Raw genomic sequence first — 22,994 nt, 5'->3', positions numbered from 1 at the left:
TGCTGCGTTCGCCGCTTCAGTGGGCCTTGGCGGCCCACGCCCTGCGGCGCACTACCGCTTCGAGCGCGGCCACGGCAATCATGATGACCGTGGTCAGTGCGCCCACCGCCATCACCGTGAGGTGCGACCCGAAGACCGCAAGCACCGCCAGCAGGCCCAGCCCGTACAGATGCGACTGCGGCAGGAAGCCGCGCACCACGCGCTTGAACAGCGCATTGCCGAACAGGTCGAGCGCCGGCCCGCCGATCAGGGCGCCCAGGTACTTGAGCTCGGCATGGTGCGCGCCCTCGCCGATCGTCAGTTCGTCGGCCACCGCGCACACGATGATGCCGGCCACCAGGATCACGTGCGTGTAGTGGAATTTGGCGCCGATGGCGCCCGGGTCCGCCGAATGCTCGATGACGTGCGTCGCCTCCTTGGCGCTGGTGTCGAAGTACATCCACCACATCGCCAGGCTGCCCGCAAAGCCCACGAGCAGCGCGAACAGGTCGGCGGCATGCCATTCGGCGTGGTGCCCGAAGGCGATGCCGGTGGCCAGCACCGACTCGCCCAGCGCCACGATCACGAACAGCTGGCAGCGCTCGGCCAGGTGGCCGCCGTCGATGGTCCATTCGCGCGTCGACGAGCGACCCAACCCCGGAAAGTGCAGCCCGATCATCGGCGCGATGTACTCGCACAGCACGCCGCCGAACCACAGCGCAAGGCGCACCGGCCCGTCGGCCAGGCCGCCCGCGATCCAGAATGCCCCCGCCACGCAGTTCCAGGCCAGCAGGCGGCGGAAGTTGGGCGTGAGCGGATCGTTGCGGCCGATGGCGATCAGCATGCAGAGCGTGCGCCCCGCCTGGATGCCCACGAAGCACAGCGCGAACACCAGCCCCCGCTCGGCAAAGGCCCCGGGCAGCGCCGAGGCCATCACCAGGGCCAGCAGCATGATCGCGAACAGCACGCCGCGGATGCGCAGCGTGCCGGGGTTGAACCAGTTGGTGGTCCACGCCGTGTACTGCCAGCCCAGCCATACGGCGAACCACATCACCAGCGTCTGGAACGCGCCCAGCAGCGTGAGGTGGTCGAGCAGGTAGTGGGACAGCTGCGTGACGGAGAACGCGTAGACCAGGTCGAAGAACAGTTCTTCGTTCGAGACCCTGGCCGCCTGGTCGCGCGAGCGCAAGGTCGTGGCCCGCTTGTGGTCCTGATTCATCGTTCACCCCGGTGGATTCGTTGCGGCGCCCTGCGCACCGCGCGGGATCATCGCACGCACGCCGGGGCTAGAGCTTTTCGGTTTCGCCCGTTCTGGGCTGCCACTTCATGAGGCGCTTTTCGACCAGGCCCACGATGCCGTCGAGCACCAGCGCAAAGGCGGTGAGCACCACGATGCCTGCGAACACGGTGTTGACGTCGAAGGTGCCCTCGGCCTGGAGAATCAGGTAGCCCACGCCGCGCGCCGAGCCCAGGTACTCGCCCACCACCGCGCCCACGAAGGCCAGCCCCACCGACGTGTGCAGGCTGGAGAACACCCAGCTCGTCGCGCTCGGCAGGTACACGGTGCGCAGCAGCTGCCGCTGGTTGGCACCCAGCATCTTCGCGTTGGCCAGCACCACCGGGCTCACCTCGCGCACGCCCTGGTAGACGTTGAAGAAGACGATGAAGAACACCAGCGTGACGGCCAGCGCCACCTTGCTCCAGATGCCCAGGCCGAACCACAGCGCGAAGATGGGCGCGAGGATCACGCGCGGCATCGAGTTGGCGGCCTTGATGTAGGGGTCGAGGATCAGGCTCGCGGTGGGCGCGAGCGCCAGCCACAGCCCGCAGGCCAGCCCGAGCACGGTACCGATGCCGAACGCCAGCACGGTCTCCAGCAGCGTGGTGCCCAGGTGCAGGTAGATGTCGGCGTTGCCCTTCAGCCCTTCGGGAAAGAACACGTTGGCCGGCACCGCGAACGGCAGGAACCAGCTCCAGATGCGACCCGCCACCTGGACGGGCTCGCCCAGGAAGAAGGCGAACTGCTGGTTGCGCGAGGCAAGGTGCCACGCCACCAGAATGACCACCAGCAGCGCCAGTTGCCAGAAGCGCGCGTTGCGTTCGTTGAGTCCGAGGCGGGCCATCAGGCGGCCTTCCTCAGTTGCTGCGCATAGCCCTTGAGCACCTCGTCGCGCAGCACCTCCCAGATCTGCGTGTGCAGCTCGACGAAGCGCGGCTGCGTGCGCACCTCGGCCACGTCGCGCGGGCGTGCGAGGTCGATCGCGAATTCGCCGATCGGGTGCGTGGCCGGCCCGGCCGACAGCACCACCACGCGGTCGCTCATGGCGATGGCCTCGTCGAGATCGTGCGTGATGAACAGCACCGCTTTCTTCTTGGCGCTCCAGAGGTCCAGCACCTCGTTCTCCATCAGCTGGCGCGTCTGGATGTCGAGCGCGCTGAAAGGCTCGTCCATCAGGATGATGTCGGGGTCGAGCACCAGCGTCTGCGCCAGCGCCACGCGCTTGCGCATGCCACCGGAGAGCTGGTGCGGGTAGCGGTCGCCGAAGCCCGAGAGACCCACGCGCGAGAGCCACGCCTCGGCCTGCCGGCGCGCATCGGCATCGGGCACGCCGCGGTACTGCAGCCCCACCATCACGTTGTCGACCGCGCTGCGCCACGGCATCAGCGCCTCGGTCTGGAACATGTAGCCCGCGCGCGCGTTGACACCCGCGAGCGTCTGGCCGAAGACCTTCACCGTACCCGACGAAGGCGCCAGCAGGCCCGCGCCCACGTTCAGCAGCGTCGACTTGCCGCAGCCCGTGGGACCGACCACCGACACGAACTCCCCGGCCTTGATGCGCAGCGTGGTGTCCGCCACCGCGGTGTAGCGCTGGCCGGGATCGTCCTTCGAGTGGAAGGTGCAGCTGATGGAGAGGAGTTCGAGTGCGTGGTCGTGCATCGTCGGACGGGGAATAAAAAACCCGGCCGAAGCCGGGTCGCGGGGACGTTCGTCGTCAGGCTTTGAACCTGTCTTTCGCGCGCCGGGCAAAATCGTTGGTGTAGGTTTTCGCGAGGTCGATCTTGTCGGCCTTCACGGAGGTGTCGAAGCTCGCGATCGCGGTGAGCGCCGTCTTGGGCCCGTCCGTGGGCACGAGGCCGTCGGTGGCGATCGATTCGCGCACCTTGTCGAAGGACGCGAGGTACAGCGCGCGGTCGCCGAGCAGATAGGTCTCGGGCACCGTCTTGATGATGTCGCCCGGCCCCGCCGTCTGCAGCCACTTCAGCCCGTGCACGATGGCATTGGCCAGCGCCTGGCAGGTGTTGGGATTCTTCTGGACGAAGTCGGCCGACGCGTACAGGCAGGCCGCCGGCATCGTGCCGCCGAACACCTGTTCCGTACCCTTGAGCGTGCGCGTGTCGCTGATGATCTTCACGTCGCCCTTCTGCTCGAGCATGGTCATCACCGGATCCGTGTTGCTGATGGCGTCGATCTGGCCCGAGCGCAGCGCGGTGAGCGCGCCGGCCGCCACGCCCACGCCGATGAAGCTCACGTCGCTGGCCTTCAGCCCGCCGCGCGACAGCACGAGGTTGGCCACCATGTTGGTCGATGATCCCGGCGCCGAGACGCCGATCTTCTTGCCCTTGAGGTCTTGAATGCCGGTGTAGCCCGCCATGTTCTTGGTCGACACGCCCACCGCGATCTGCGGTGCGCGGCCCTGCAGCACGAAGGCCTGGAAGAACTGGTTCTTGGCCTGCAGGTTGATGGTGTGTTCGTACGCTCCCGAACAGACATCGGCCGAACCGCCGACCACCGCCTGCAGCGCGCGCGCGCCGCCGGCGAAGTCGGAAATTTCGACATCGAGCCCTTCGGCCTTGAAGTAGCCCAGCTGCTCGGAAATGGTGAGCGGCAGGTAATAAAACGCCGCCTTGCCGCCCACGGCGATGGAGATCTTCGTCTTCTCCAGCTTCGCCTGCTGCGCAAAGACACGCGGCAACGCGATGGTTGCGGCGGCAATGGCGGAGGCTGAAATGAGGGCGCGGCGATGAAGCATGAAACGGTGCCTGTGACGGGGCCTGTAGGCTCTGCGATTCCTGTGAACTGAATCGAGCTTAGAGGCCGCATCACGCCACTGCATCGGGGTCATCCCGTGCGGGTTTTCACGTAAGCACGAAGGCCTCCAGGAGACCCGTGGCCAACCGTTCTTCTGCGCTTGTCCTGCGCGCTTACCGCGCGAGGAAAAGAATCGCGACGTTCACCAGGAACGCCAGGGCCCAGACCGCGCTGCGCGCACCGCCGATGCCCTTGATATAGAGCCCCAGGTAGATCACGCGCAGCACCACGTAGGCCACGGCGAGCATGTCCAGGCGGGACTGCGCCGCGCCGAGCTGGTGCGCGATGATCACCGCGCCGACGAAGAACGGCAGCCCTTCGAAGCTGTTCGCCTGCGCACTGTTGGCGCGTGCGCGCCAGCCGCTCTGCCTGGCGGCCCAGTCGCGCGGGTGCTGGTTGTCGCGCGGCCCGAAGCTGCCGGCCTTGGCGAGCCACGCGGAGAGGTACGGCAGGCCGCAGGCGATGAACACGCACCAGTAGGCGACGGTGAGCAATGAGAAGGTCATGTCGAGGGGGGCTGTGTTAGCGGCGGTCGACCAGCGCGTGGGCGATGGTGCCGAGGTCCACGTATTCGAGCTCGCTGCCGGCCGGCACGCCGCGCGCCAGGCGTGTCACGGTCAGGCCATGCTGCTTGAGCGCTTCGCCGATCACATGCGCGGTGGCTTCGCCTTCTGCCGTGAAGTTCGTGGCCAGGATGACTTCGCTCACCGTGCCGTCGCGGGCGCGGTCGAAGAGCTTCTGCAGGCCGATGTCGTTGGGCCCGATGCCGTCGAGCGGACTGAGCTTGCCCATGAGCACGAAGTAGTAGCCGCGAAACGCGCCAGTGCGCTCCAGCGCGGCCTGGTCGGCCGGCGTCTCGACCACGCAGAGCTTGGTGCCGTCGCGACGGGAGTCCATGCAGACGTTGCAGATCGGCGCTTCGGTGAAGGTGTTGCACAGCTCGCAGTGCCGCACATGGCCCGCGGCCTGCTGCAACGCGCGCGCGAGCAGCTGCGCGCCGTCGCGGTCGTGCTGCAACAGATGGAACGCCATGCGCGAGGCCGACTTGATGCCGACACCCGGCAGGCGGCGCAGCGCATCGACCAGGGCGTCGAGCGAGCTTGCGTCTGCCATGTACCGCTTAGAACGGCAGCTTCATGCCGGGCGGCAGACCGGGCATGCCGGCCGTCAGCTTGCCCATCTTCTGTTCGCTCGTTTCCTCGGCCTTGCGCACGGCAGCGTTGAAGGCTGCGGCCACGAGGTCTTCGAGCATGTCCTTGTCGTCCGCCAGCAGGCTGGGGTCGATGGTGATGCGCTTGACGTCGTGCTTGCAGGTCATGACGACCTTCACGAGACCGGCACCGGACTCGCCTTCGACCTCGATGTGCGCCAGTTCTTCCTGGGCCTTCTTGAGGTTGTCCTGCATTGCCTGCGCCTGCTTCATGAGGCCGGCGAGTTGTCCTTTGTTGAACATCGTGTGGTCCTAGTCGATTGAGATGGGTTGGAAAGTGGGGAAGGATAAGAGAGACGGGCCATCGGTCCGGTGTCAGACCGGCTTCAGCGTGCCAGGGACGATCTTCGCATCGAAGTCGCGCATCAGCGCCTGCACCTCGGGGTCGCTCAGGATGGCGTCTTCGGCCACCCGCTGGCGCTCTTCGGCGGCCTGCTTGTTGCGGCGCGCGGGGCTGTCGATGACGCCACCGATCTCGATGGCCAGCTTGACGTCATGGCCGATGGCAGCCAGGGCAGTGGTCAGCTTTTCGCGGCTGGAAGGCTGGCTGAGCGTTTCGCGCTCGATGCGCAGCAGCCATTGGTCGGTGTCACGCCCCACCAGTTGCGACTGCAGCGCCAGTTCGCGCGCCAGTGCCGTAATGGCCTCGGACGCGACCAGCTGGGTGACCGTGGCGTACCAGAAATCGCCGTCCTCGCTGGGGGGAATGGGCGTGAAGGCACCGCGTTGCCCTTCGGCATGCGGCACGTCGCGCGCACCCGCCGGCGGCTGCACGCGAATCGGTACGCCGAAGACCTTGGCAGACGCTTCCGTGGGCGCCGGACGGGGGTCGGCATGGCGGGGTTCGTCGACCACCGAGAGGCGTTGGCCTGCCGGGGCGGCAGGCGCAGCGGGCGCGGTGGGTGCGGGAGCAGCCGAGGCCGGCGGCTCTGCGGGAGGGCGAACCGCTGCGGGTGCGGGTGCAGGTACCGGGGCAAGGGGCGCCGAGGGCGCGGTCATCGATGCAACGGGCGCCGCGGGCGCGGCGCGTGCCGGGGCCTGCGGCACGACCGCCGCAGCTTCATTCAGAGTTTTTTTTTCCGTGGAGGCTGTCGAAGCAGCCGCGTGGGACGGTTTGAAGGCCAGCAGCCGCAGCAGCACCATGGTCAGCGCGGCGTACTCGTCGGGCGCCAGGCCCAGCTCGCCGCGGCCGTGCAGGCAGAGGCTGTAGAGCAGTTGCGTTTCGTCGGCCGGCATCAGCGCGGCGAGGCGCGCGGTGTCGGCCGCGTCGGGGTCGGTGGCCGAGTCGGCCGATTCCGCCCGAGAAGGCACCGCCTGCAGCACCGCCATGGCCTGCAGCACAGCCGTCATTTCTTCCAGCGTGGAGGCGGCGGACATGCCGTCGACGCGCAGCGCCTCCGAGGTCTCGACCACCGTCTTGCCGTCGCCTTGCGCCAGCGCCTCGATCAGGCGGAACACATGCCCGCGATCGACGCTGCCGAGCATCTGGCGCACGCCGGTCTCGAGCAGCTCGCCGTTGCCGAAGGCGATGGCCTGGTCGGTGAGCGACAGCGCATCGCGCATCGAGCCGCGCGCCGCGCGCGCCAGGAGGCGCAGCGCCTGCTGCTCGGCGGGGACTTGCTCGGTCTGCAGCACGCTCGTCAGATGTTCGAGCACCGTCTCGGGCGCCATCGGGCGCAGGTTGAACTGCAGGCAGCGCGACAGCACCGTGACCGGCACTTTCTGCGGATCGGTGGTGGCCAGCACGAACTTGAGGTACTCGGGCGGCTCCTCGAGGGTCTTCAGCATCGCGTTGAACGCGGTGTTGGTGAGCATGTGCACTTCGTCGATCATGAAGACCTTGAAGCGCCCCTGCACCGGCTTGTAGACGGCCTGCTCGAGCAGCGACTGCACTTCGTCCACGCCGCGGTTGGAGGCCGCGTCGAGCTCGGTGTAGTCCACGAACCGGCCCGAATCGATGTCGCGGCAGGCCTGGCAGACGCCGCACGGCGTGGCCGTGATGCCGCCCTGCCCGTCCGGCCCCTGGCAGTTGAGCGACTTCGCCAGGATGCGCGAGACCGTGGTCTTGCCCACGCCGCGCGTGCCGGTGAACAGATAGGCGTGATGCAGGCGCTGCGTGGTCAGCGCGTTCTCGAGTGCCTGCACCACGTGCCCCTGGCCGACCATCTCGGCGAAGGTTTTCGGACGGAACTTGCGGGCGAGCACGAGATAGGACATTGCGGGCATTCTAAAAGGCACCAGCCGCCGATCCGGGCCGCCGGCCAAGAAACGCCGTGCGACCCCGGCGCAGAAAAGGGTTGTCAACGCGACATCAAGTGCGCGAAAAAGTGAGGGTTAGAATGCAGCTTGACGGGCCTCCCTGCATGGTGAAGTGGCCAACCGGGTCAGGTGGGGAACCAAGCAGCCCTAACTGCGTAGTCAGTGCCAGGGGTAAGGCTCGTCAACCTCTTCAGCAGCCTCGTTTCATTCCGTGCGAAATGAAACGAGGCTTGCAAATTCACTTAGCCAGTCAGCATAAACACCCAGCGATTCGGGGCCTTCACAGGCCCAGCCGCTGAATCGCGCCGCGCGCTGCCGCCGCACCGCTGGCCATCGATGCCGTCAGCAGGTAGCCGCCGGTCGCCGCTTCCCAGTCCAGCATTTCTCCCGCGGCAAACACACCCGGCAGCGCGCCGATCATCAGCTGTGCATCGAGCGCGCCGAAGCGCACACCGCCCGCCGTGCTGATGGCCTCGTCCACCGGCCGCGTCGCGACCAGCTTCAGTGGCACCGCCTTGATCGTGGCCGCCAGTTGCGCCGCGTCCTGCATTGCTTCGCGGCTCAGCGCTTCGTGCAGCACGCCGGCCTTGATGCCCTCCAGGCCCAGCCGGCTCTTGAGGTGGCTGCTCAGCGAACGCGCACCGCGTGGATGCCTCACCGCGGCCAGCACCTGCTCGGCACTGCGGTCGGGCAGCAAGTCCAGCAACAGCGTTGCACTGCCGTTGGCTGCGATCTCGTCGCGCAGCAGCGCGGAGGCCGCATAGACCAGGCTGCCTTCGATGCCCGTGGCGGTCGCCACGAACTCGCCCTTGCGCGCAAACTGACGGCCCTGGCTGTCGGTGAATGCAATGGCCACCGACTTGAAGGGCTGGCCGGCGAAGCGGTTGGAGAAATGCTCGCTCCAGCCCGCGCCGTCGAAGCCGGAATTGGCGGCCAGCAGCGGAGCCACGTCCACGCCCTGCGCCTGCAGCCAGGGCGCCCAGGCACCGTCGGAACCCAATCGCGCCCAGCTGGCACCGCCCAGCGCCAGCACCACCGCATCGGCCTTCGCCGTGACCTCGCCGCCCGGCGTCGTGAAGCGCAACGCACCCAGGTCCAGCGCCCCGTCGCCCTGCCAGCGATGCCGCATGTGAAATAGCACGCCCGCCGCGCGCAGCCGCTGCAGCCAGGCGCGCAGCAGCGGGGCTGCCTTCATGTCGGTCGGGAACACGCGCCCCGAGGTGCCGACAAAGGTCTCGACGCCCAATCCCGCCGCCCATTCGCGCACCTGCTGCGGCCCGAACTGCGCGAGCATCGGCTCGAGCTGCGCGCGCCGGTCGCCGAAGCGGCTCATGAACACGTCGAAAGGCTCGGAGTGCGTGAGGTTCAGCCCGCCGCGGCCGGCCAGCAGGAACTTGCGGCCCACCGAGGGCATGGCGTCGTACACATGCACCTGCGCGCCGGAGGCGCTCAGCACTTCGGCCGCCATCAGGCCGGCAGGTCCGCCGCCGATCACGGCAACGGTAGAGGAAACAGTCATTCGAGATTTACCAGTTCGCCCTGCCCGGTCAGGAACGCGACGCGCACCGTGGCACCGGGGTAGGCATGTTGCACCGCGGCGCGGTAGCGCTGCATCTGTGCGATCAGCGCGGCGTCCCGTTCGGGGCGCGCCGCGGATTTGTAGTCGAGGATCCACCAGGCGCCGCCGTCGCGCTCGCGCACCAGACGGTCGATGCGCAAGGTCTCGCCTTCATGCACCAGCGTGACTTCGTTGCCATGCCAGTCGACCCTGCGATCGTCCCACACCCAGGCGCCCTCACCCGCGCGGATGCGCTGGGCCAGCGCCGCCGCGCCGCGCGCCTGCTGCGCGTCGAGCATGAATTCGCGTGCCGCGGCACGCACATGCGCCGCCGGCAGCGCCTCGCCCGGCACGGCCCATTCGAGCAGCCGGTGCATGGCCTGGCCGAAGGCCGCGGCGCGCGCATCGACGGTCGCGTCGGCGGCCTTCTTCGCGGTCGGCGGCGCGGCGGATGCGGGCACCGCAGGCATCTGCTTCATGCCGAAGGTGCCCGCGCTCGCTGCCGTCGGCAGCGCGACCACCGGCTCGTCGGCCTCGGTGGGCTCGCACAGAGGCTCCAGCCGTGACCACCAACTGCTTTCGTTGGCACGCGCGGGACGCACCGACGACAGCACCAGCCGCTCGCGCGCCCGCGTGGTCGCCACGTAAAGGCCGTTGAGCTCCTCGCGATGCCGCGCGCGCTGCTCTTCCTCGAGCAGCGAGACCGCGCAGGCGGGCGGCGCCTTCTCGCTCGCAAGGAACACGAAGCGCGTGGGCGCGCTGTCGCTTCCCTTCCATTCGACCAGCACGCCCATGGTCTGGGCGCGCGGTGGCGCGGCGTCGCAGTCGAGCATCAGCACCGTGTCGGCTTCGAGGCCCTTGGCGCCGTGCACGGTCAGCAGTTGCACCGCATCGGGCGCGGCCACGGTCGGCGCACGCACCCCGCCGGCGCGCAGCGCACGCACCAGCGCGTAAGGTGTGACGAAGCGCGCGCCGTCGATGTCGAGCGACGCCGTCAGCACGCCGCGCAGGTTGGCCAGTACGCCTTGGCGCAGGGTGGCCGGCACGGCGGCGCCGAATTTTGCGAGCAGGTCGCCGTCGTGAAAGATCGCGTCCAGCGCATCGTGCGGCGGCAGCGTCATCAGCCAGCGCTGCCACTTCTTCAACCTCGCGCCCGCCTCGGTCAACACCGGCGGCAGGCTTTCGTCCTTCTGCACCAGCGCAAACCAGCTGACCATGCCGCGCTCGCGCTGGCGCAATGCCAGTTCAACCAGCACCTCGTCGTCGACGCCGAACACGGGCGACTTGAGCGCGCGCGCCAGCGACAGGTCGTGCGCGGGCGACACCAGCGCGTCGATGAGCGCGACCACGTCCTGCACTTCGGGCGCGTCGTGCAGCTCGTTCTTCTCGGGCTGCTGCACGGGAATGTGGCGCTGGCGCAGGGCGTCCTGCATGGCGGACAGGCGGCTGCGGCGCCGCGCCAGCACCATGATCTGCCGCGGCGGCGTGCCGTCGGCAATGCGCTGCGCGACCCATCGGGCGGCCTGCTCGCACTCCTTCTGCAGCAGTTGCTCTTCGGGCAGCACGCGCGGGGTGACGAGGCTGTCGCGCCAGTGCAGCATGCCGTCGTCCGCCGGCGCGGCCGCGGCCGCGGCCGATTCACCGAGCGCATCGCGGTCGATGGCCGGCAGCTTGAGCAGCTCGCCCTCGTCGCCGCGTTCGGTGGTGTGGGCGCGGTAGCCGTCGAACTCACCGGCCTCCTGCGCGGCCAGCATCGCCGCGTTGACCAGGCCGACCACGTTGCGCGCGTTGCGGTGCGTGTGGTCGCAGTTCAGCAGCTCGCCGCCCAGCCCTTCGCGCACGAACTTCTTGGCCGCGATGAACACCTGCGGCTCGGCCCGGCGAAAGCGGTAGATGCTCTGTTTCGGGTCGCCCACGATAAACACGCGCGGCGCGCTGCTGCCTGCGCCAACGTAGGCGCTGAGCCAGCCGTAGAGCGCCTGCCACTGCAGCGGGTTGGTGTCCTGGAACTCGTCGATCAGGAGGTGCGCGATGCGCGCGTCGAGCCGCTCCTGCACCCAGCCTGACAGCGCCGACTGGCCCAGCAGCAGTTGCGCGGCCTGCTCGACGTCGTTCATGTCGACCCAGCCGTGGGCGCGCTTGACATCGGCAAAGGCGGCGATCAGCAGGCGCGTGAGGCGCGTCATGCGCTGCTGGTAGAGCCAGGCCGCGTGCTGCGCCTGCGCGCCGCACAGCACCTGCAGTTCGGCCTCGGCCTCCTGGGCGGCGGGGAACTTCTGCAGGTTCTTGTTGAGCCGGTCTTCGGTGGCGACGAAGAAGTTCTTGCGCAGGTGCGCGAGCGCGGACGACAGCGATTCAACCGCGGGCTCGCCCGTGCCGAACACGTCGATGATGGCTTCGGCCGCCTTCTGCGGCGTCTTGTTGGATTCGCGGCCCAGCGCGGCGGCGCGGTCGAGCCAGCGACGCCGGACGGGTTCTCCGCGCAACGCATCGGTCGGCGCGTCCAGGCCTTCGAGCGACGGATGGAACGCGCTGAAATGCTGCACGGCGTTTTCCGGGTCGGCGAGCGAGAACTCCACGCGCTTGGACAGGGCTTCGCTCAGCGCCTTGGCCGTCTGCGAGCGGCCGTGCGTCGCGACGACGGCGTAGTAGTCGGCCAGGGCGTCCTTGTCGGCAGTGACCGCTTCGAAGAACGGGCGCCACGTGTGGCCGCGCGCCTCGGCATCGTCTTCGAGCAGCTCGTAGTTGGAAGGCAGCCCCAGTTCGCGCAGCACCGCGAGCGGCGCATTGCGCAGCAGGCCCGCAAACCAGGCGTGGAAGGTGCGGAACTGCACCGGCCGGCCGCCTTCGAGCAGGCGCCGGTAGAGGCCTTTCAGGCGCGGAACGGCGGCCCCTGCGGCCGCAGGTTCGACACCACGGATCACGAGTTCGCGCACCAGCTCCTCCGGCGGGCGCTCGGCGAAGTCTTCGAGCCACTGGTCGAGCCGCTCGCGCATTTCACCGGCCGCCTTCTTCGTGAAGGTGATCGCCAGGATCTCGTGCGGTTCGCAGGCGGATTCGCCCTCTTCGAGCAATGCACGCAGGATGCGCGAGACCAGCATCCAGGTCTTGCCCGCGCCGGCGCAAGCCTCCACCGCCACGGAGCGGCGCGGGTCGCAGGCGACCGTGTAGAAAGCCTCGCGCGCGACGTGGCGGCCGTTGTGTTCGTATGCCGCGTCGTTCATTTCGTATCGCCTCCGACCGCCGGGCCGCCCCAAGGCGCAGGCGCCTCCCCCTCGGGGGAGGGCGAAGCCCACGCAGTGGCAAGCCGGGGGGCTTCATCGCCCCAGAAATCCTTGCGGCACAGGCCGCGCGCCACGCAGTAGTCGCACACGGCGCCCTCCCCCAGCGGCGGCAACGCGGCGCCCTGCGCGATGCGGGCGAAGTCTTCGATGATGCCGGCCACCAGGGCGTCGCGCGCCTCGACCACCGCGGGCTGCTCGACGGTCTGCGTGCCGGACGATTTCTCGCCCACGTTCACGTAGGCCGCTCGCAGGGTGTCGTCGGCCACCAGCGCCGCGTAGAACGCGAGCTGCGTGTCTTCGGTCGGGTCTTTCACGCGCTCCTTGGTCACCGAGGAAGACTCGGTCTTGTAGTCGATCACGAAGGCCTGGCCGTCGGGCATGCGGTCGATGCGGTCGAGACGGCCGACCAGCCGAAGGTTGCCCAGCGACTGCTCTTTCCAGGGCTCGGATTCGACGAAGACCGCGCCGCCGGCCTCGTGGCCCGTGAGCCAGCCAAGGTAGCCGTCGCGCACCGCGGGCCAGGCCGCGGCAAAAGGCAGGAATTCGGCGTCGGACAGCGCCATTTCACGGGTGGCGCGCTGCGCGGCGTCTTCGATGAACGCGAGGCGCTCCTGCGCATCCTGCGTCGGGGTTTCGATCAGCGCCTCATGAAAATGGCCCAGCACGGCGTGCAGCCAGTTGCCGAAGTCGCGCTTGTCGACCTCGGCATCGAGCTCGTCGGCACTGCGCAGGCCCAGTTGGCGCAGCGCGAAGAAACGGTAGGGGCAGCGGCGCAGGTCCTCGTACACGCTGGTGGAGATGTTCTCCAGCGGCAGGAGCGCGCCCGAGGGCTTCGGGTACGCGGTCGGCTCCACGGCAACCTCGCGCGGCAGGCGCGGATCGGCGGAAGGCTGCAAGGCGTAGTCGAGCCGCAGTGCCTGCACCAGCGGGCTGGGACTCACCGGCTCGCCGGTGGCATCGGACTGGCGCCAGAGCAACTCGCAACACGGGTTGCGCAGGGCCGCGGCCCATGCCGCGCGCTGTGCCGCCTCGAGCACCTCGCGCAAAGGCAGGCCGAGTTCGAGGCGTTGCGCCGCGCTCCAGTTACCCGGCGGCTCGGGCGATGCGGGCAGGCGCCGGTCGTCGCAACCGGGGATGACCACGGCGCCGAACGCGCGGCCCAGCAGCTGGTACAGCGGGAGCACGACGACGCGCGGGGCCTGATCGCCGGCCGGCGGCACGAAGCTGGCGTCTTCCAGCACGTCGCGGGCCCAGGCGGTGAACTCGGCCAGCGTGTGGCGCCCGCCCGGAAACGCGTCGTCGTCGCCGTGCGCGCCGGCGTCGAGCCAGAGCGCGCCGATGACCTTGCCGCCGGCGAAGTCGTCGACCAGCAGCTGCCAGTGGCCGCCCGCCTCGAGCAGCTCTCGCAAGGCGTGCAGCCATTCGGCCAAGGGGCGCGAGCGGGCCATCGGCATGCGGCGCGCCTCGACGGCCTCGGTGAAGGGCAGCAGCGCGACGTCCTGCGCTTTCTCGCTGCGCGCCACCAGCGCACACCACGCGGACCAGTCGCGCAGGCCCTCGCGGCGAAGGCGGGCCTCGAGCGACTGCACGGCCGGAGCGTCGCCGTCTGCGCCGCCCTTGAGCCACTCGAGCACCTGGTCGCTGCCGGCGTCGTGGGCGCAGGCGCGCAGCGCGCTCATCAGCGTGGCGGCGGCGCGCGTGGTCGACAGCTTCCAGCCGGTCTCGTCGTGCGTGACCACACCTTGCGCCGCGAGTTGGGCGTTGATGCGGCGGGTGAGCGCGCGGTCGGTCGCAGCCAGCGCGACGGGGGAGCGTTCTTCGGCCAGGTGGCGCAGCACGCAGGCGGCGGCGAGCTGGGCTTCGTCTTCCGGATCCAGCGCCACGTGGAAGGCAGCCGGCTCCCCGGGCGCGCCCGGCGGCACAAGCGAGAAACGCAGGGCATCGTCGCCCCACAGGGCGCACAGCGACTGGGTGAGCGGATCGGTCTGGAAGCCCTCGAGAACGATCAGCGCATCGACCTGCGCGCGCGTGGATTCGCGCAGCAGCACGTCGGTCGCGTAGCCCGAGGTCGAGACCCACGCGACGGCGATGCGGATCAGCGCGCTTTCGGTGCGAAACCACTCCGATTCGCTGCCCGCCTCGGCCACGCCGGCGGCACGCTGCGCCCAGTCGCCAGCGCGCGCCTCGGGCGTCTCGGCTGCCGCGAGGGGCGCCAGTTGGTAGGCCAGCTCGACCACACGGCCAGCCAGGGCGAATCGCTCGGCGGTGAACCCCGACTGCGAAAGCAGCGCCTGGGCCGTGACGAGGTCGCGCGCCATGTCGTGCGCGATGTCGTAGCCGCTCGGCACGAAGCCGCCCGCGCTGCGTGCCCAGTTGTGGGTGGTTTCGAAGCGCGGCACGAAGCCGGCGCTGCCGCAGCGCGCCCACATGGCGCGCGCCACGCCCATCAGCTGCGCATAGGGCACCAGCACCACGGTGCGGGCGGCATGCAGCTGGCGGTCGTCGAGCGCGCGGACGATGCGCGCGACGACGCCGGCGGCGGGATCGCACCACAGGGCCTGGACAGGGTGGCCTTCATTCATGTTCTATCGAGGGGGTTGGAGAGCGCGTGGAGGTGACGGACAAGGGCTTTGGCTATCGCTGCCATAGCATGCCCGCACGGCACGCCACCCCTTGGTTTCTGTCACAATGACCAGCACTTTAGCTGCACCGAAACTCTCTGCGCACCAAGGACACATCACATGGCCAGCGAACTCATCAAACACATCTCCGATTCCTCTTTCGAGGCCGACGTGCTCAAGTCCAGCCAGCCCGTGCTGGTCGACTACTGGGCCGAATGGTGCGGCCCCTGCAAGATGATCGCCCCGATCCTCGACGAAGTGTCGGCCACCTACGAAGGCAAGCTGCAGATCGCCAAGCTGAATGTGGACGAGAACCGCGACATCCCCGCCAAGTTCGGCATTCGCGGCATCCCCACGCTGATGCTGTTCAAGGACGGCCAGCTGGCCGCCACCAAGGTCGGCGCCATGAGCAAGGCGCAACTCACGGCCTTCATCGACCAGCAACTCGCCTGAACGATTTCAACCGGCCAGCGCGCAATGCGTTGGCCGGCGCGTTTTTCCTGTCATAATCTCCCACAGATCACCGGCCCTTCCAGGCAACCGGTTCGAGTTCCCCGGTTAGTGAAGCAGTTCTCGCTTCACATTCAACCTCCCCCCGTTTTCCGTTCGATTACCCCGCGAGGGGTCATTCCATGCACTTAAACGAACTCAAGGCACTCCACGTGTCTGAAGTCCTCAAGCAAGCTGAAGCGCTTGAAATCGAAAACGTCGGCCGCATGCGCAAGCAGGAGCTGATGTTCGCGATCATCAAGAAGCGCGCAAAGGCGGGCGAACAGGTCTTCGCCGACGGTGTGCTCGAAATCCTGCCCGACGGCTTCGGCTTTCTGCGCAGCCCCGACACCAGCTTCACGGCCAGCACGGACGACATCTACATCTCGCCCAGCCAGGTGCGCCGCTTCAACCTGCACACCGGCGACATGATCGAAGGTGAAGTGCGCACGCCCAAGGACGGCGAACGCTACTTCGCGCTGACCAAGCTCGACAAGGTCAACGACGGTCCGCCCGAGCAGAACAAGCACAAGGTGATGTTCGAAAACCTGACGCCGCTGTTCCCCAAGGAACAGATGAAGCTGGAACGCGACGGCGTCAAGGGCGAAGAGAACATCACGGGCCGCATCATCGACATCATCGCCCCCATCGGCAAGGGCCAGCGCGCCCTGCTCGTGGCGCCGCCCAAGAGCGGCAAGACGGTGATGATGCAGCACATCGCCCACGCAATCAGCGCCAACTACCCCGACGTGCACATGATGGTGCTGCTCGTGGACGAGCGCCCTGAAGAAGTGACCGAAATGCAGCGCACGGTGAAGGGCGAAGTCATTGCTTCGACCTTCGACGAGCCCGCAGCGCGCCACGTGCACGTCGCCGAAATGGTGATCGAGCGCGCCAAGCGCCTGGTCGAACTCAAGAAGGACGTGGTGATCCTGCTCGACTCGATCACCCGCCTGGCCCGCGCCTACAACAACGTCGTGCCCTCCTCGGGCAAGGTGCTGACCGGCGGCGTGGACTCCAACGCACTGCAACGCCCCAAGCGCTTCCTGGGCGCCGCGCGCAATGTGGAAGAAGGCGGCTCGCTGACCATCATCGGCACCGCGCTGATCGACACCGGCAGCCGTATGGACGAAGTGATCTTCGAAGAGTTCAAGGGCACCGGCAACTCCGAAATCCACCTCGACCGCCGCCTGTACGAAAAGCGCGTGTTCCCGTCGATCCAGCTCAACCGCAGCGGCACGCGCCGCGAAGAGCTGCTGCTGGCGCCCGAGATCCTGCAGAAGACCCGCATCCTGCGTCAGCTCATGTACAACATGGACGAGATCGAGTCGATGGAGCTGATGCTCAAGAACATGAAGGCGACCAAGACCAATGTCGAGTTCTTCGACATGATGCGTCGCGGCGGCTGAGCACCACGCTCTGTCGCAAAAGCGCGTTGGCCCTCACGGGTCAACGCGCTTTTTTCATGGGCGCGCGATGCAGATCGCGCGGCCCTCATGGGCGCTCTGGCGACCGATGTCCAGCAGTTCCATCAGCGCGACCGCCTGCTCCGGCGGCACCGGGTTCTGCCCCTGGCCGAGGATCGCGTCGCGCACCGCGGCGTAGTAGTCCGCATAGTTGCCCGGGCGCGTCGGCACGGCCCGCGTGCTGGCGGCCCCGTCGCTGCCGATCAGCGTGAGTTCGCCGTCGAGCGGATCGGCGCCCCACCCTTCGGACGGCGGCCGGTGGCCGGCGCGCAGCGCATCTTCCTGCGTATCGACGCCGTGCTTGACGTAGCTCCCGCGCGTGCCGTGAAGGATGTAGCGCGGCGCGGCATGCGCGGCCAGCGTGGTCGAATGCAGCACCACGCGCAAGGGTGCATGCGGCCCGCTGTCATAGCGCAGCACGGCGTGAAAGTAGTCTTCGACCACGGCGCCGTCGCGCAGGACGGCGGTGTCGAGCTGGAGCGCGTCGGGCCGGCCGAACAGCTGCACGGCCTGGTCGACCAGGTGGGCGCCCAGGTCCACCCAGAGGCCCGAACCCGGCACGGCCTGCTCGCGCCAGCGCACCTTCACTTCGGGCCGGAAGCGGTCGAAATGCGACTCGAAGTACACAGGTCGGCCCAGCTCCCCGCTGGCCACAACGTCTTTCAGCGTCAGGAAATCGGCGTCGAAACGCCGGTTCTGGTAGACGCTCAGCACACGGTGGTGGCTCCGCGCCAATGCCTCCAGCGCCCGGGCCTGCGTCACGTCGAGGGTGAAGGGCTTGTCCACCACCACATGCCTCCCGGCCTCCAGTGCCGCCCTCGCGACCGGAAAGTGCTCGGCATTCGGCGTTGCCACCACGACCAGGTCGATGTCCGCCCGGGCCACGAGCGCTGCCACGTCGGGCACCACGGCCACGCCCGGCCAGTCGGCGTGGACCTTGTGCGGCTGCGAACTGGCCACGGCGGCCAGTTCGAGCCCCGGCACGGCGGAAAGCACCGGGGCATGGAAGGTCTGGCCGGCAAAACCATAGCCGACGAGGCCGGCGCGCAGGGGTCTGGAAGTCATGGAAGCGCCTCGGTTTGCTCGAAAATGGGGCAGTATGCGATAATCATGGGCTCCGCGAAAAGTGCGGCTGGGCAGCTTGGCCCGGCCTCCCCAGCTTGCCTGGGGCAGCGCGCCAGACGACTGGCATGCTGGTGGCTCTCGCATCGACCGCGCATTGATTCCAACAGCGCAAAAGGAAACACCATGGCAAAAGAAGGCATCCACCCCAATTACCGCGACATCCTGTTCGTCGACATGTCGAACGGCTTCAAGTTCGTGACCCGTTCGTGCGCGAACACCAAGGAAATGGGCAAGACCGACGACGGCCGCGAGCTGCCCCTGTTCAAGCTCGACACCACGAGCGAATCGCACCCGTTCTACACCGGCACGCAAAAGTCGGTCGACAACATGGGCGGTCGCGTCGAGAAGTTCCGCAACCGCTTCGGCAAGACCACCGGCACTGCTTCGAAGTAAAGCACGCGCTTGTGCGTCGAGGGCAGCCCGGTTTACCGCGCTGCCCTTTTTCTTTCCGACTCCTGCTTTTCGCCACTTGAACCAGCCCACCCCCGCCATCGTTGCCCAGAATGCCGTGCGTCGTCTCCCGCGCATCGCATTGCTCCTGCTGTGCGCGGCCTATCTGCTGCCGGGCCTGGTCGGCCGGGGCCCCTGGAAGAGCGCGGACATCACCGCCTTCGGCTACATGGCCGAGCTGGCCCACACCGCCGAAGGCATCGCGCGCTGGTTCGACCCGATGCTGCTGGGCCTGCGCCCGGAAACGCCCGCGCTGGTCCCCTACTGGATCGGCGCCCTCGCCATCAAGATCGCCCCCTCGTGGCTGAACCCCGACCTGGCCGTGCGCATCGTGTTCGCGTTCCTGCTGTGGGGCGCGTTCACCGCCACCTGGTACGCCGTGTACTACCTGGCCCGCACCGCGCGCGCGCAGCCCGTGGCCTTCGCCTTCGGCGGCGAGGCACGCCCGACCGACTATGCGCGCGCCATTGCCGACGGCGGCCTGCTCGCGCTGATTGCCTGCCTCGGCCTGGCCCAGCTCGGCCATGAAACCACGCCCGCGCTGGCGCAGTTGTTCTTCGCCTCGTACCTGTTCTACGGCGTTGCCGCCTTGCCCTACCGCCGGACCGGCCCGGTGACCGCCCTGGTCGTGGGCACGCTCGGCGTCACGCTGAGCGGCGCACCCACCGTCGGCCTGGCATTGGCCATCGGGAGCGCGCTCTACATCGCCTACGAGCGCCGACTCGTGGCCGCGCGCCTCGCCAAGGACACGTTCAGCGAAGACGACAGCGGCCCCGGCTACACGCGTGGCGCCTTCCTCACGGTGGTCGGCGTCACCGTGCTGGCCGCCGTGCTGGTGTTCGCCCTGAAGCTGCCGACCTGGAAGATCACCATGACCGGCGGCTCGCTGCTCGGCGACGTGCGCAGCCAGGCCAAGCTGCTGCTGTGGTTCACCTGGCCGGTCTGGCCGCTGGCCCTCTGGACGCTGTGGCGGTGGCGGCGCCAGCTCACGGCACGCCATGTCGCCCTGCCGTTCTGGTTCGCGCTGGTGCCGCTGGCCGCCACCTGGACCACCGACTTCTCGGACCGCTCGCTGCTGCTGGCCCTGCCCGCCTTCGCCACGCTCGCCGCCTTCGCCCTGCCCACTTTCCGGCGCAGCGCGGCAGCGCTGATCGACTGGTTCAACGTGCTGTTCTTCAGCGGCCTGGCCGTGCTGGGCTGGATCTACTGGATCGCGATGCAGACCGGCGTGCCGCCCAAGCCGGCCGCCAGCGTGGCCCGCCTGGTGCCGGGGTTCGTGCCCGAGTTCTCTCTGATTGCCGTCGTGCTGGCGGTGGCCGCGACCATTGCCTGGTGCTGGCTGGTGCGCTGGCGCACCGGGCGCCACCGTGCGGCACTGTGGAAGACGCTGGTGCTGCCGGCCGGCGGCACCGCGTTGTGCTGGATGCTGCTCATGACGCTCTGGCTGCCGCCGATCGACTACGCGCGCAGCTACGTGCCGCAGGTCGACGCCGTGGTCCAGCGCGTCGGTCGAAACGGCTGCGTGGCCGAGCTGGCCCTGAGCCGTGCGCACATCGCGGCGCTGCGCCACCACGGCCAGCTCGACGTCAAGCCGCTGCTGCTGGACAACAACTGCCCGTGGCTGCTGGCCAGCCCCGAGACCATCGAGCGGCTGCACACCATCATTCCGTTCGACCAGTGGCGCTTTGCCGGCACGCTGCGCCGCCCCAGCAGCGCGGCGGACGACCTGCTTCTGTACCAGAAGATCCCGCCGCAGTGAGTGGCGAACGGGGCCTGATCGCGCGGCACGCCGGCACCGTGCTGGTCGGCCAGTTGGCCGTGATGGCCTTCGGCGTGACCGACACCATCATCGCGGGCCGCTATTCCGAAAACGCACTGGCTGCCCTGTCGGTCGGCGCGGCCGTGTTCATCAGCGTGTACGTGTCGCTGATGGGGGTGCTGCAGGCGCTGTTGCCGATCTGGGCGGAGCTGCACGGCGGCGGTCGCGGCGCGGAGGTGGGCCGTTCGGTGCGCCAATCGCTGTACCTTGCCGGCATCGCCATCGTGGTCGGCATGGCGGTGCTGCTGTCGCCCGGTGCCGTGCTCCGGTGGACCCAGGTGCCGGCCGAGATGCGCGGCGAGGTCGAGGCCTACCTCATCGTGCTGGCCTTCGGCCTGGCGCCCGCCCTGCTGTTTCGCCTGTTCAGCACGCTCAACCAGAGCCTGGGCAAGCCACAGCTCGTGACGTGGCTGCAGCTGGGCTCGCTGCTGGTGAAGCTGCCGCTGTCGGTGTGGTTCACCTTCGGTGGCGCGGGCGTGCCGGCCATGGGCCTCGTGGGCTGCGGGTGGGCGACGCTGTGCGTCAACTGGGCCATGCTGGGCTGCGCGGTCTGGCTGCTGCGCAGCAGCCCCCTGTACCGCGGCTACAGGCTGTGGGAACGCCTGGAGGCACCCGACTGGCACACGATCCGCCACTTCGCGCGCATGGGCGTGCCCGCAGGACTGGCGGTGCTGGTGGAGGTGACCTCGTTCACGCTGATGGCGCTGTTCATCGCCCGCCTCGGCACAGCCGCGGCCGCCGCGCACCAGATCGCCGCCAACCTGATGGCGGTGGCCTACATGGTGCCGCTGTCGCTGTCCATCGCGACCAGCGCGCGCGTGAGCTTCTGGCTCGGCGCGGGAGATACGGCCAAGGCCAGACACGTCTGCCGGCTGGGGTTCGAGCTGACGGTGCTGTGCGCGCTGCTGTTCGCGGGGGTGATGGTTGCGCTGCGCTCGCAGCTCGCCAACGTGTATTCGGACAACCCCGCGGTGGTGGCGCTGGCCGCCGCATTGCTGCTGCCCGTGGCGGCCTTCCACCTGTCGGACGCCGTGCAGACGCTCTGCGTGTTCGTGCTGCGCTGCTACCGCGTGACGCTGGCGCCGCTGCTCATCTACTGCGCCATGCTATGGGGCCTGGGGCTGGGCGGCAGCTACCTGCTGGCCTACCGAGGCATTGGCCCCTGGCCGGCTATGCAGTCGCCGCTGGCGTTCTGGGTCATGAGCGCCGGCGCGCTGGCATTGACGGCGTTGATGTTCATCGCGCTGCTGCGCCGCACGATGGCGCAGCGGCCGGCCTGAAACGCCCCGCCGGCTACCTGACCAGCACGCGCGCTTCACGCACGCGCGCGGACGGAAACAGCAGCGCGAAGCGCGAGCCCTTGCCCACGGTGCTTTCGATGCGCAACTCTGCGCCGTGCCGCTGCGCGATGTGCTTCACGATCGCCAGGCCCAGCCCCGTGCCGCCCGTCTCGCGCGAACGGCTGCGGTCGATGCGGTAGAAGCGCTCGGTCAGCCGCGGAATGTGCTCCGCGGCAATGCCCGGGCCCGTGTCCTTCACGGCGTATTCGCCGCGCCCGTCGGGCAGCACGCGCCAGCTCACGGCCACCTCGCCGCCGCCCGGCGTGTAGCGGATGGCGTTGCTCAGCAGGTTCGACATGGCGCTTTGCAGCTCGGTCGGCGCGCCCGACACCTCGGACTCCGCGTCGATGGTGAAAGACAGCCGGTGCCCCAGCGGCGCCAGCCGGCCGGAGAGCCCGCGCCCTTCGTCCTCGCAGTGCGCAAGCAGCGCGCGAATGCGGATCCACTGGTTGCCCGAAGGCGCCGCGCTGCCTTCCAGCCGCGACAGCGTCAGCAGGTCGTTCACCAGCGTTTCCATGCGGTGCGACTGCTGCCCCATCAGCGACAGGTAGCGCATGCGTTCGTCCGCATCGAGCGGCAGGTTCTGCAGCGTTTCGACAAAACCGGCCAGCACGGTCAGCGGCGTGCGGATTTCATGCGACACGTTGGCCACGAAGTCGCGCCGCATCGCCTCGGCCTGCTCCAGTGCCGTGATATCGCGCGTGAGCAGCATGCGGCGGTTTCCGGCATAGGGATGCACCTGCACCGACAGCCGCATCGCATGCCCGCGCTGGTGCGCGTGATGCCCGATGCCCGGCGCGTCGATGACCACGTCGCGGCTGTAGTTCCACGAGGCCAGGTAGGCCACGAAGGCCGGATCGCGCACCAGGTTTGCCAGGTGTTGCGCCAGGTCGCGCTCGGCGTCGATGCCGAACTGGGCTGCCGCCGTCTGGTTGCACCACTCGATGCGGCCCTGTTCGTCGAGCAGCACCACGCCGTTGGGCGAGGCCTGGATCGCCGCCAGAAACTCCTGCAGCCGGTCTTCGGCCTGGCGGGTCTGCTGCTCGCGCTCGCGCAGCAGCTTGCGGATGCGCTCCGACAGCTCGCCCCACACACCCGGTCCGCGCGTCGGCAGGCCCGCTGCGTCGTTACGCAGCACCTGCAGCAGCCGCTCGGCGCGCCAGGCGTCCAGCGCCAGCCAGAGCACAGCGCCCACCCACGCACCCAGCCAACCGTATGTCCAGCCGAAAACAACGATAGCGCCCGTCGCCATTGCGAGAGACGCTATTAAAAAAGTAGCAATGCGAAAAGGCATGGCGGGCGAT

At 68.6% G+C, this 22,994-nt stretch carries 18 protein-coding genes and 1 other RNA gene; 6 read left to right on the top strand and 13 right to left on the bottom strand.

The genetic code is table 11. The annotated features are described in order from the left end of the window. Window positions 1-16: 16 nt before the first annotated feature. From AC0IYU_RS07975 to dnaX, 8 genes are all read right to left on the bottom strand, one after another. Window positions 17-1,198: a low temperature requirement protein A gene (locus AC0IYU_RS07975; protein ID WP_472114939.1), complete on the bottom strand. Its 1,182-nt coding sequence runs from the start codon at window positions 1,196-1,198 to the stop codon at window positions 17-19. A 67-nt stretch (window positions 1,199-1,265) separates the two neighbouring features. Next, window positions 1,266-2,102, bottom strand: a complete 837-nt coding sequence (locus tag AC0IYU_RS07970; protein WP_472114937.1) for an ABC transporter permease — start codon at window positions 2,100-2,102, stop codon at window positions 1,266-1,268. Then, window positions 2,102-2,917, bottom strand: coding sequence for an ABC transporter ATP-binding protein (locus tag AC0IYU_RS07965; RefSeq protein WP_472114934.1), 816 nt, complete (start codon window positions 2,915-2,917; stop codon window positions 2,102-2,104). Before AC0IYU_RS07965 ends, AC0IYU_RS07970 begins: the two co-directional genes overlap by 1 nt. 55 nt (window positions 2,918-2,972) lie before the next feature. Continuing rightward, window positions 2,973-4,010 carry an ABC transporter substrate-binding protein gene (locus AC0IYU_RS07960; protein ID WP_472114930.1) on the bottom strand — a complete coding sequence of 346 codons (1,038 nt, stop codon included), beginning with the start codon at window positions 4,008-4,010 and terminating at the stop codon, window positions 2,973-2,975. A gap of 172 nt (window positions 4,011-4,182) precedes the next feature. Next, window positions 4,183-4,575 (bottom strand): MAPEG family protein, encoded by a 393-nt coding sequence (locus AC0IYU_RS07955; protein ID WP_472114927.1) that lies wholly within the window; start codon window positions 4,573-4,575, stop codon window positions 4,183-4,185. Between the two features lie 16 nt (window positions 4,576-4,591). Next, entirely contained in the window at window positions 4,592-5,182 is a 591-nt protein-coding gene (recR, locus tag AC0IYU_RS07950; protein ID WP_435483942.1) for a recombination mediator RecR, read from the bottom strand. Window positions 5,183-5,189: 7 nt separating this feature from the next. Further along, a complete protein-coding gene (locus AC0IYU_RS07945) occupies window positions 5,190-5,522 on the bottom strand; it encodes a YbaB/EbfC family nucleoid-associated protein (RefSeq protein WP_007836669.1) in 333 nt (110 codons plus the stop codon). A 72-nt stretch (window positions 5,523-5,594) separates the two neighbouring features. Further along, window positions 5,595-7,496 (bottom strand): DNA polymerase III subunit gamma/tau, encoded by a 1,902-nt coding sequence (dnaX, locus tag AC0IYU_RS07940; RefSeq protein ID WP_472114924.1) that lies wholly within the window; start codon window positions 7,494-7,496, stop codon window positions 5,595-5,597. A gap of 131 nt (window positions 7,497-7,627) precedes the next feature. On the opposite strand from dnaX, the gene ffs reads away from it, so the two are divergent. Further along, window positions 7,628-7,724, top strand: an RNA gene (ffs, locus tag AC0IYU_RS07935) — signal recognition particle sRNA small type. A gap of 94 nt (window positions 7,725-7,818) precedes the next feature. Here ffs and AC0IYU_RS07930 read toward each other — a convergent pair. From AC0IYU_RS07930 to AC0IYU_RS07920, 3 genes are read right to left on the bottom strand one after another with little or no spacing between them, the layout of a single operon-like run. After that, window positions 7,819-9,057 (bottom strand): TIGR03862 family flavoprotein, encoded by a 1,239-nt coding sequence (locus tag AC0IYU_RS07930; RefSeq protein ID WP_472114921.1) that lies wholly within the window; start codon window positions 9,055-9,057, stop codon window positions 7,819-7,821. Then, complete coding sequence (locus tag AC0IYU_RS07925) at window positions 9,054-12,320, bottom strand: UvrD-helicase domain-containing protein (protein ID WP_472114919.1); 3,267 nt, start codon at window positions 12,318-12,320, stop codon at window positions 9,054-9,056. Before AC0IYU_RS07925 ends, AC0IYU_RS07930 begins: the two co-directional genes overlap by 4 nt. Further along, on the bottom strand, window positions 12,317-14,962 hold the full coding sequence (locus tag AC0IYU_RS07920) for a PD-(D/E)XK nuclease family protein (protein WP_472114916.1): 2,646 nt from the start codon (window positions 14,960-14,962) through the stop codon (window positions 12,317-12,319). Before AC0IYU_RS07920 ends, AC0IYU_RS07925 begins: the two co-directional genes overlap by 4 nt. A gap of 159 nt (window positions 14,963-15,121) precedes the next feature. Between AC0IYU_RS07920 and trxA the strand changes: the two genes are divergently transcribed. Together trxA and rho are read left to right on the top strand one after the other, a co-directional pair. Continuing rightward, window positions 15,122-15,454 (top strand): thioredoxin TrxA, encoded by a 333-nt coding sequence (gene trxA / locus AC0IYU_RS07915; RefSeq protein ID WP_042578306.1) that lies wholly within the window; start codon window positions 15,122-15,124, stop codon window positions 15,452-15,454. A gap of 179 nt (window positions 15,455-15,633) precedes the next feature. Next, a complete protein-coding gene (gene rho / locus AC0IYU_RS07910) occupies window positions 15,634-16,899 on the top strand; it encodes a transcription termination factor Rho (RefSeq protein ID WP_013540932.1) in 1,266 nt (421 codons plus the stop codon). Window positions 16,900-16,953: 54 nt separating this feature from the next. Here the strand turns inward: rho and AC0IYU_RS07905 are convergent, their stop codons facing one another. After that, entirely contained in the window at window positions 16,954-18,021 is a 1,068-nt protein-coding gene (locus tag AC0IYU_RS07905; protein WP_472114914.1) for an oxidoreductase, read from the bottom strand. Window positions 18,022-18,204: 183 nt separating this feature from the next. On the opposite strand from AC0IYU_RS07905, the gene AC0IYU_RS07900 reads away from it, so the two are divergent. The 3 genes from AC0IYU_RS07900 to AC0IYU_RS07890 all read left to right on the top strand — a co-directional run bounded on the left by AC0IYU_RS07900 (window position 18,205) and on the right by AC0IYU_RS07890 (window position 21,630). After that, complete coding sequence (locus AC0IYU_RS07900) at window positions 18,205-18,474, top strand: type B 50S ribosomal protein L31 (RefSeq protein ID WP_472114912.1); 270 nt, start codon at window positions 18,205-18,207, stop codon at window positions 18,472-18,474. Window positions 18,475-18,550: 76 nt separating this feature from the next. After that, window positions 18,551-20,290 carry a hypothetical protein gene (locus AC0IYU_RS07895; RefSeq protein ID WP_472114909.1) on the top strand — a complete coding sequence of 580 codons (1,740 nt, stop codon included), beginning with the start codon at window positions 18,551-18,553 and terminating at the stop codon, window positions 20,288-20,290. Further along, window positions 20,287-21,630: an MATE family efflux transporter gene (locus AC0IYU_RS07890; RefSeq protein WP_472114906.1), complete on the top strand. Its 1,344-nt coding sequence runs from the start codon at window positions 20,287-20,289 to the stop codon at window positions 21,628-21,630. Before AC0IYU_RS07895 ends, AC0IYU_RS07890 begins: the two co-directional genes overlap by 4 nt. A 13-nt stretch (window positions 21,631-21,643) precedes the next feature. Here the strand turns inward: AC0IYU_RS07890 and phoR are convergent, their stop codons facing one another. Further along, window positions 21,644-22,984 carry a phosphate regulon sensor histidine kinase PhoR gene (gene phoR, locus AC0IYU_RS07885; RefSeq protein ID WP_472114903.1) on the bottom strand — a complete coding sequence of 447 codons (1,341 nt, stop codon included), beginning with the start codon at window positions 22,982-22,984 and terminating at the stop codon, window positions 21,644-21,646. Window positions 22,985-22,994 lie beyond the last annotated feature (10 nt).

This window comes from Variovorax sp. AC103, from assembly GCF_979254005.1.
This window is presented reverse-complemented; position numbering and strand designations above follow the sequence as displayed.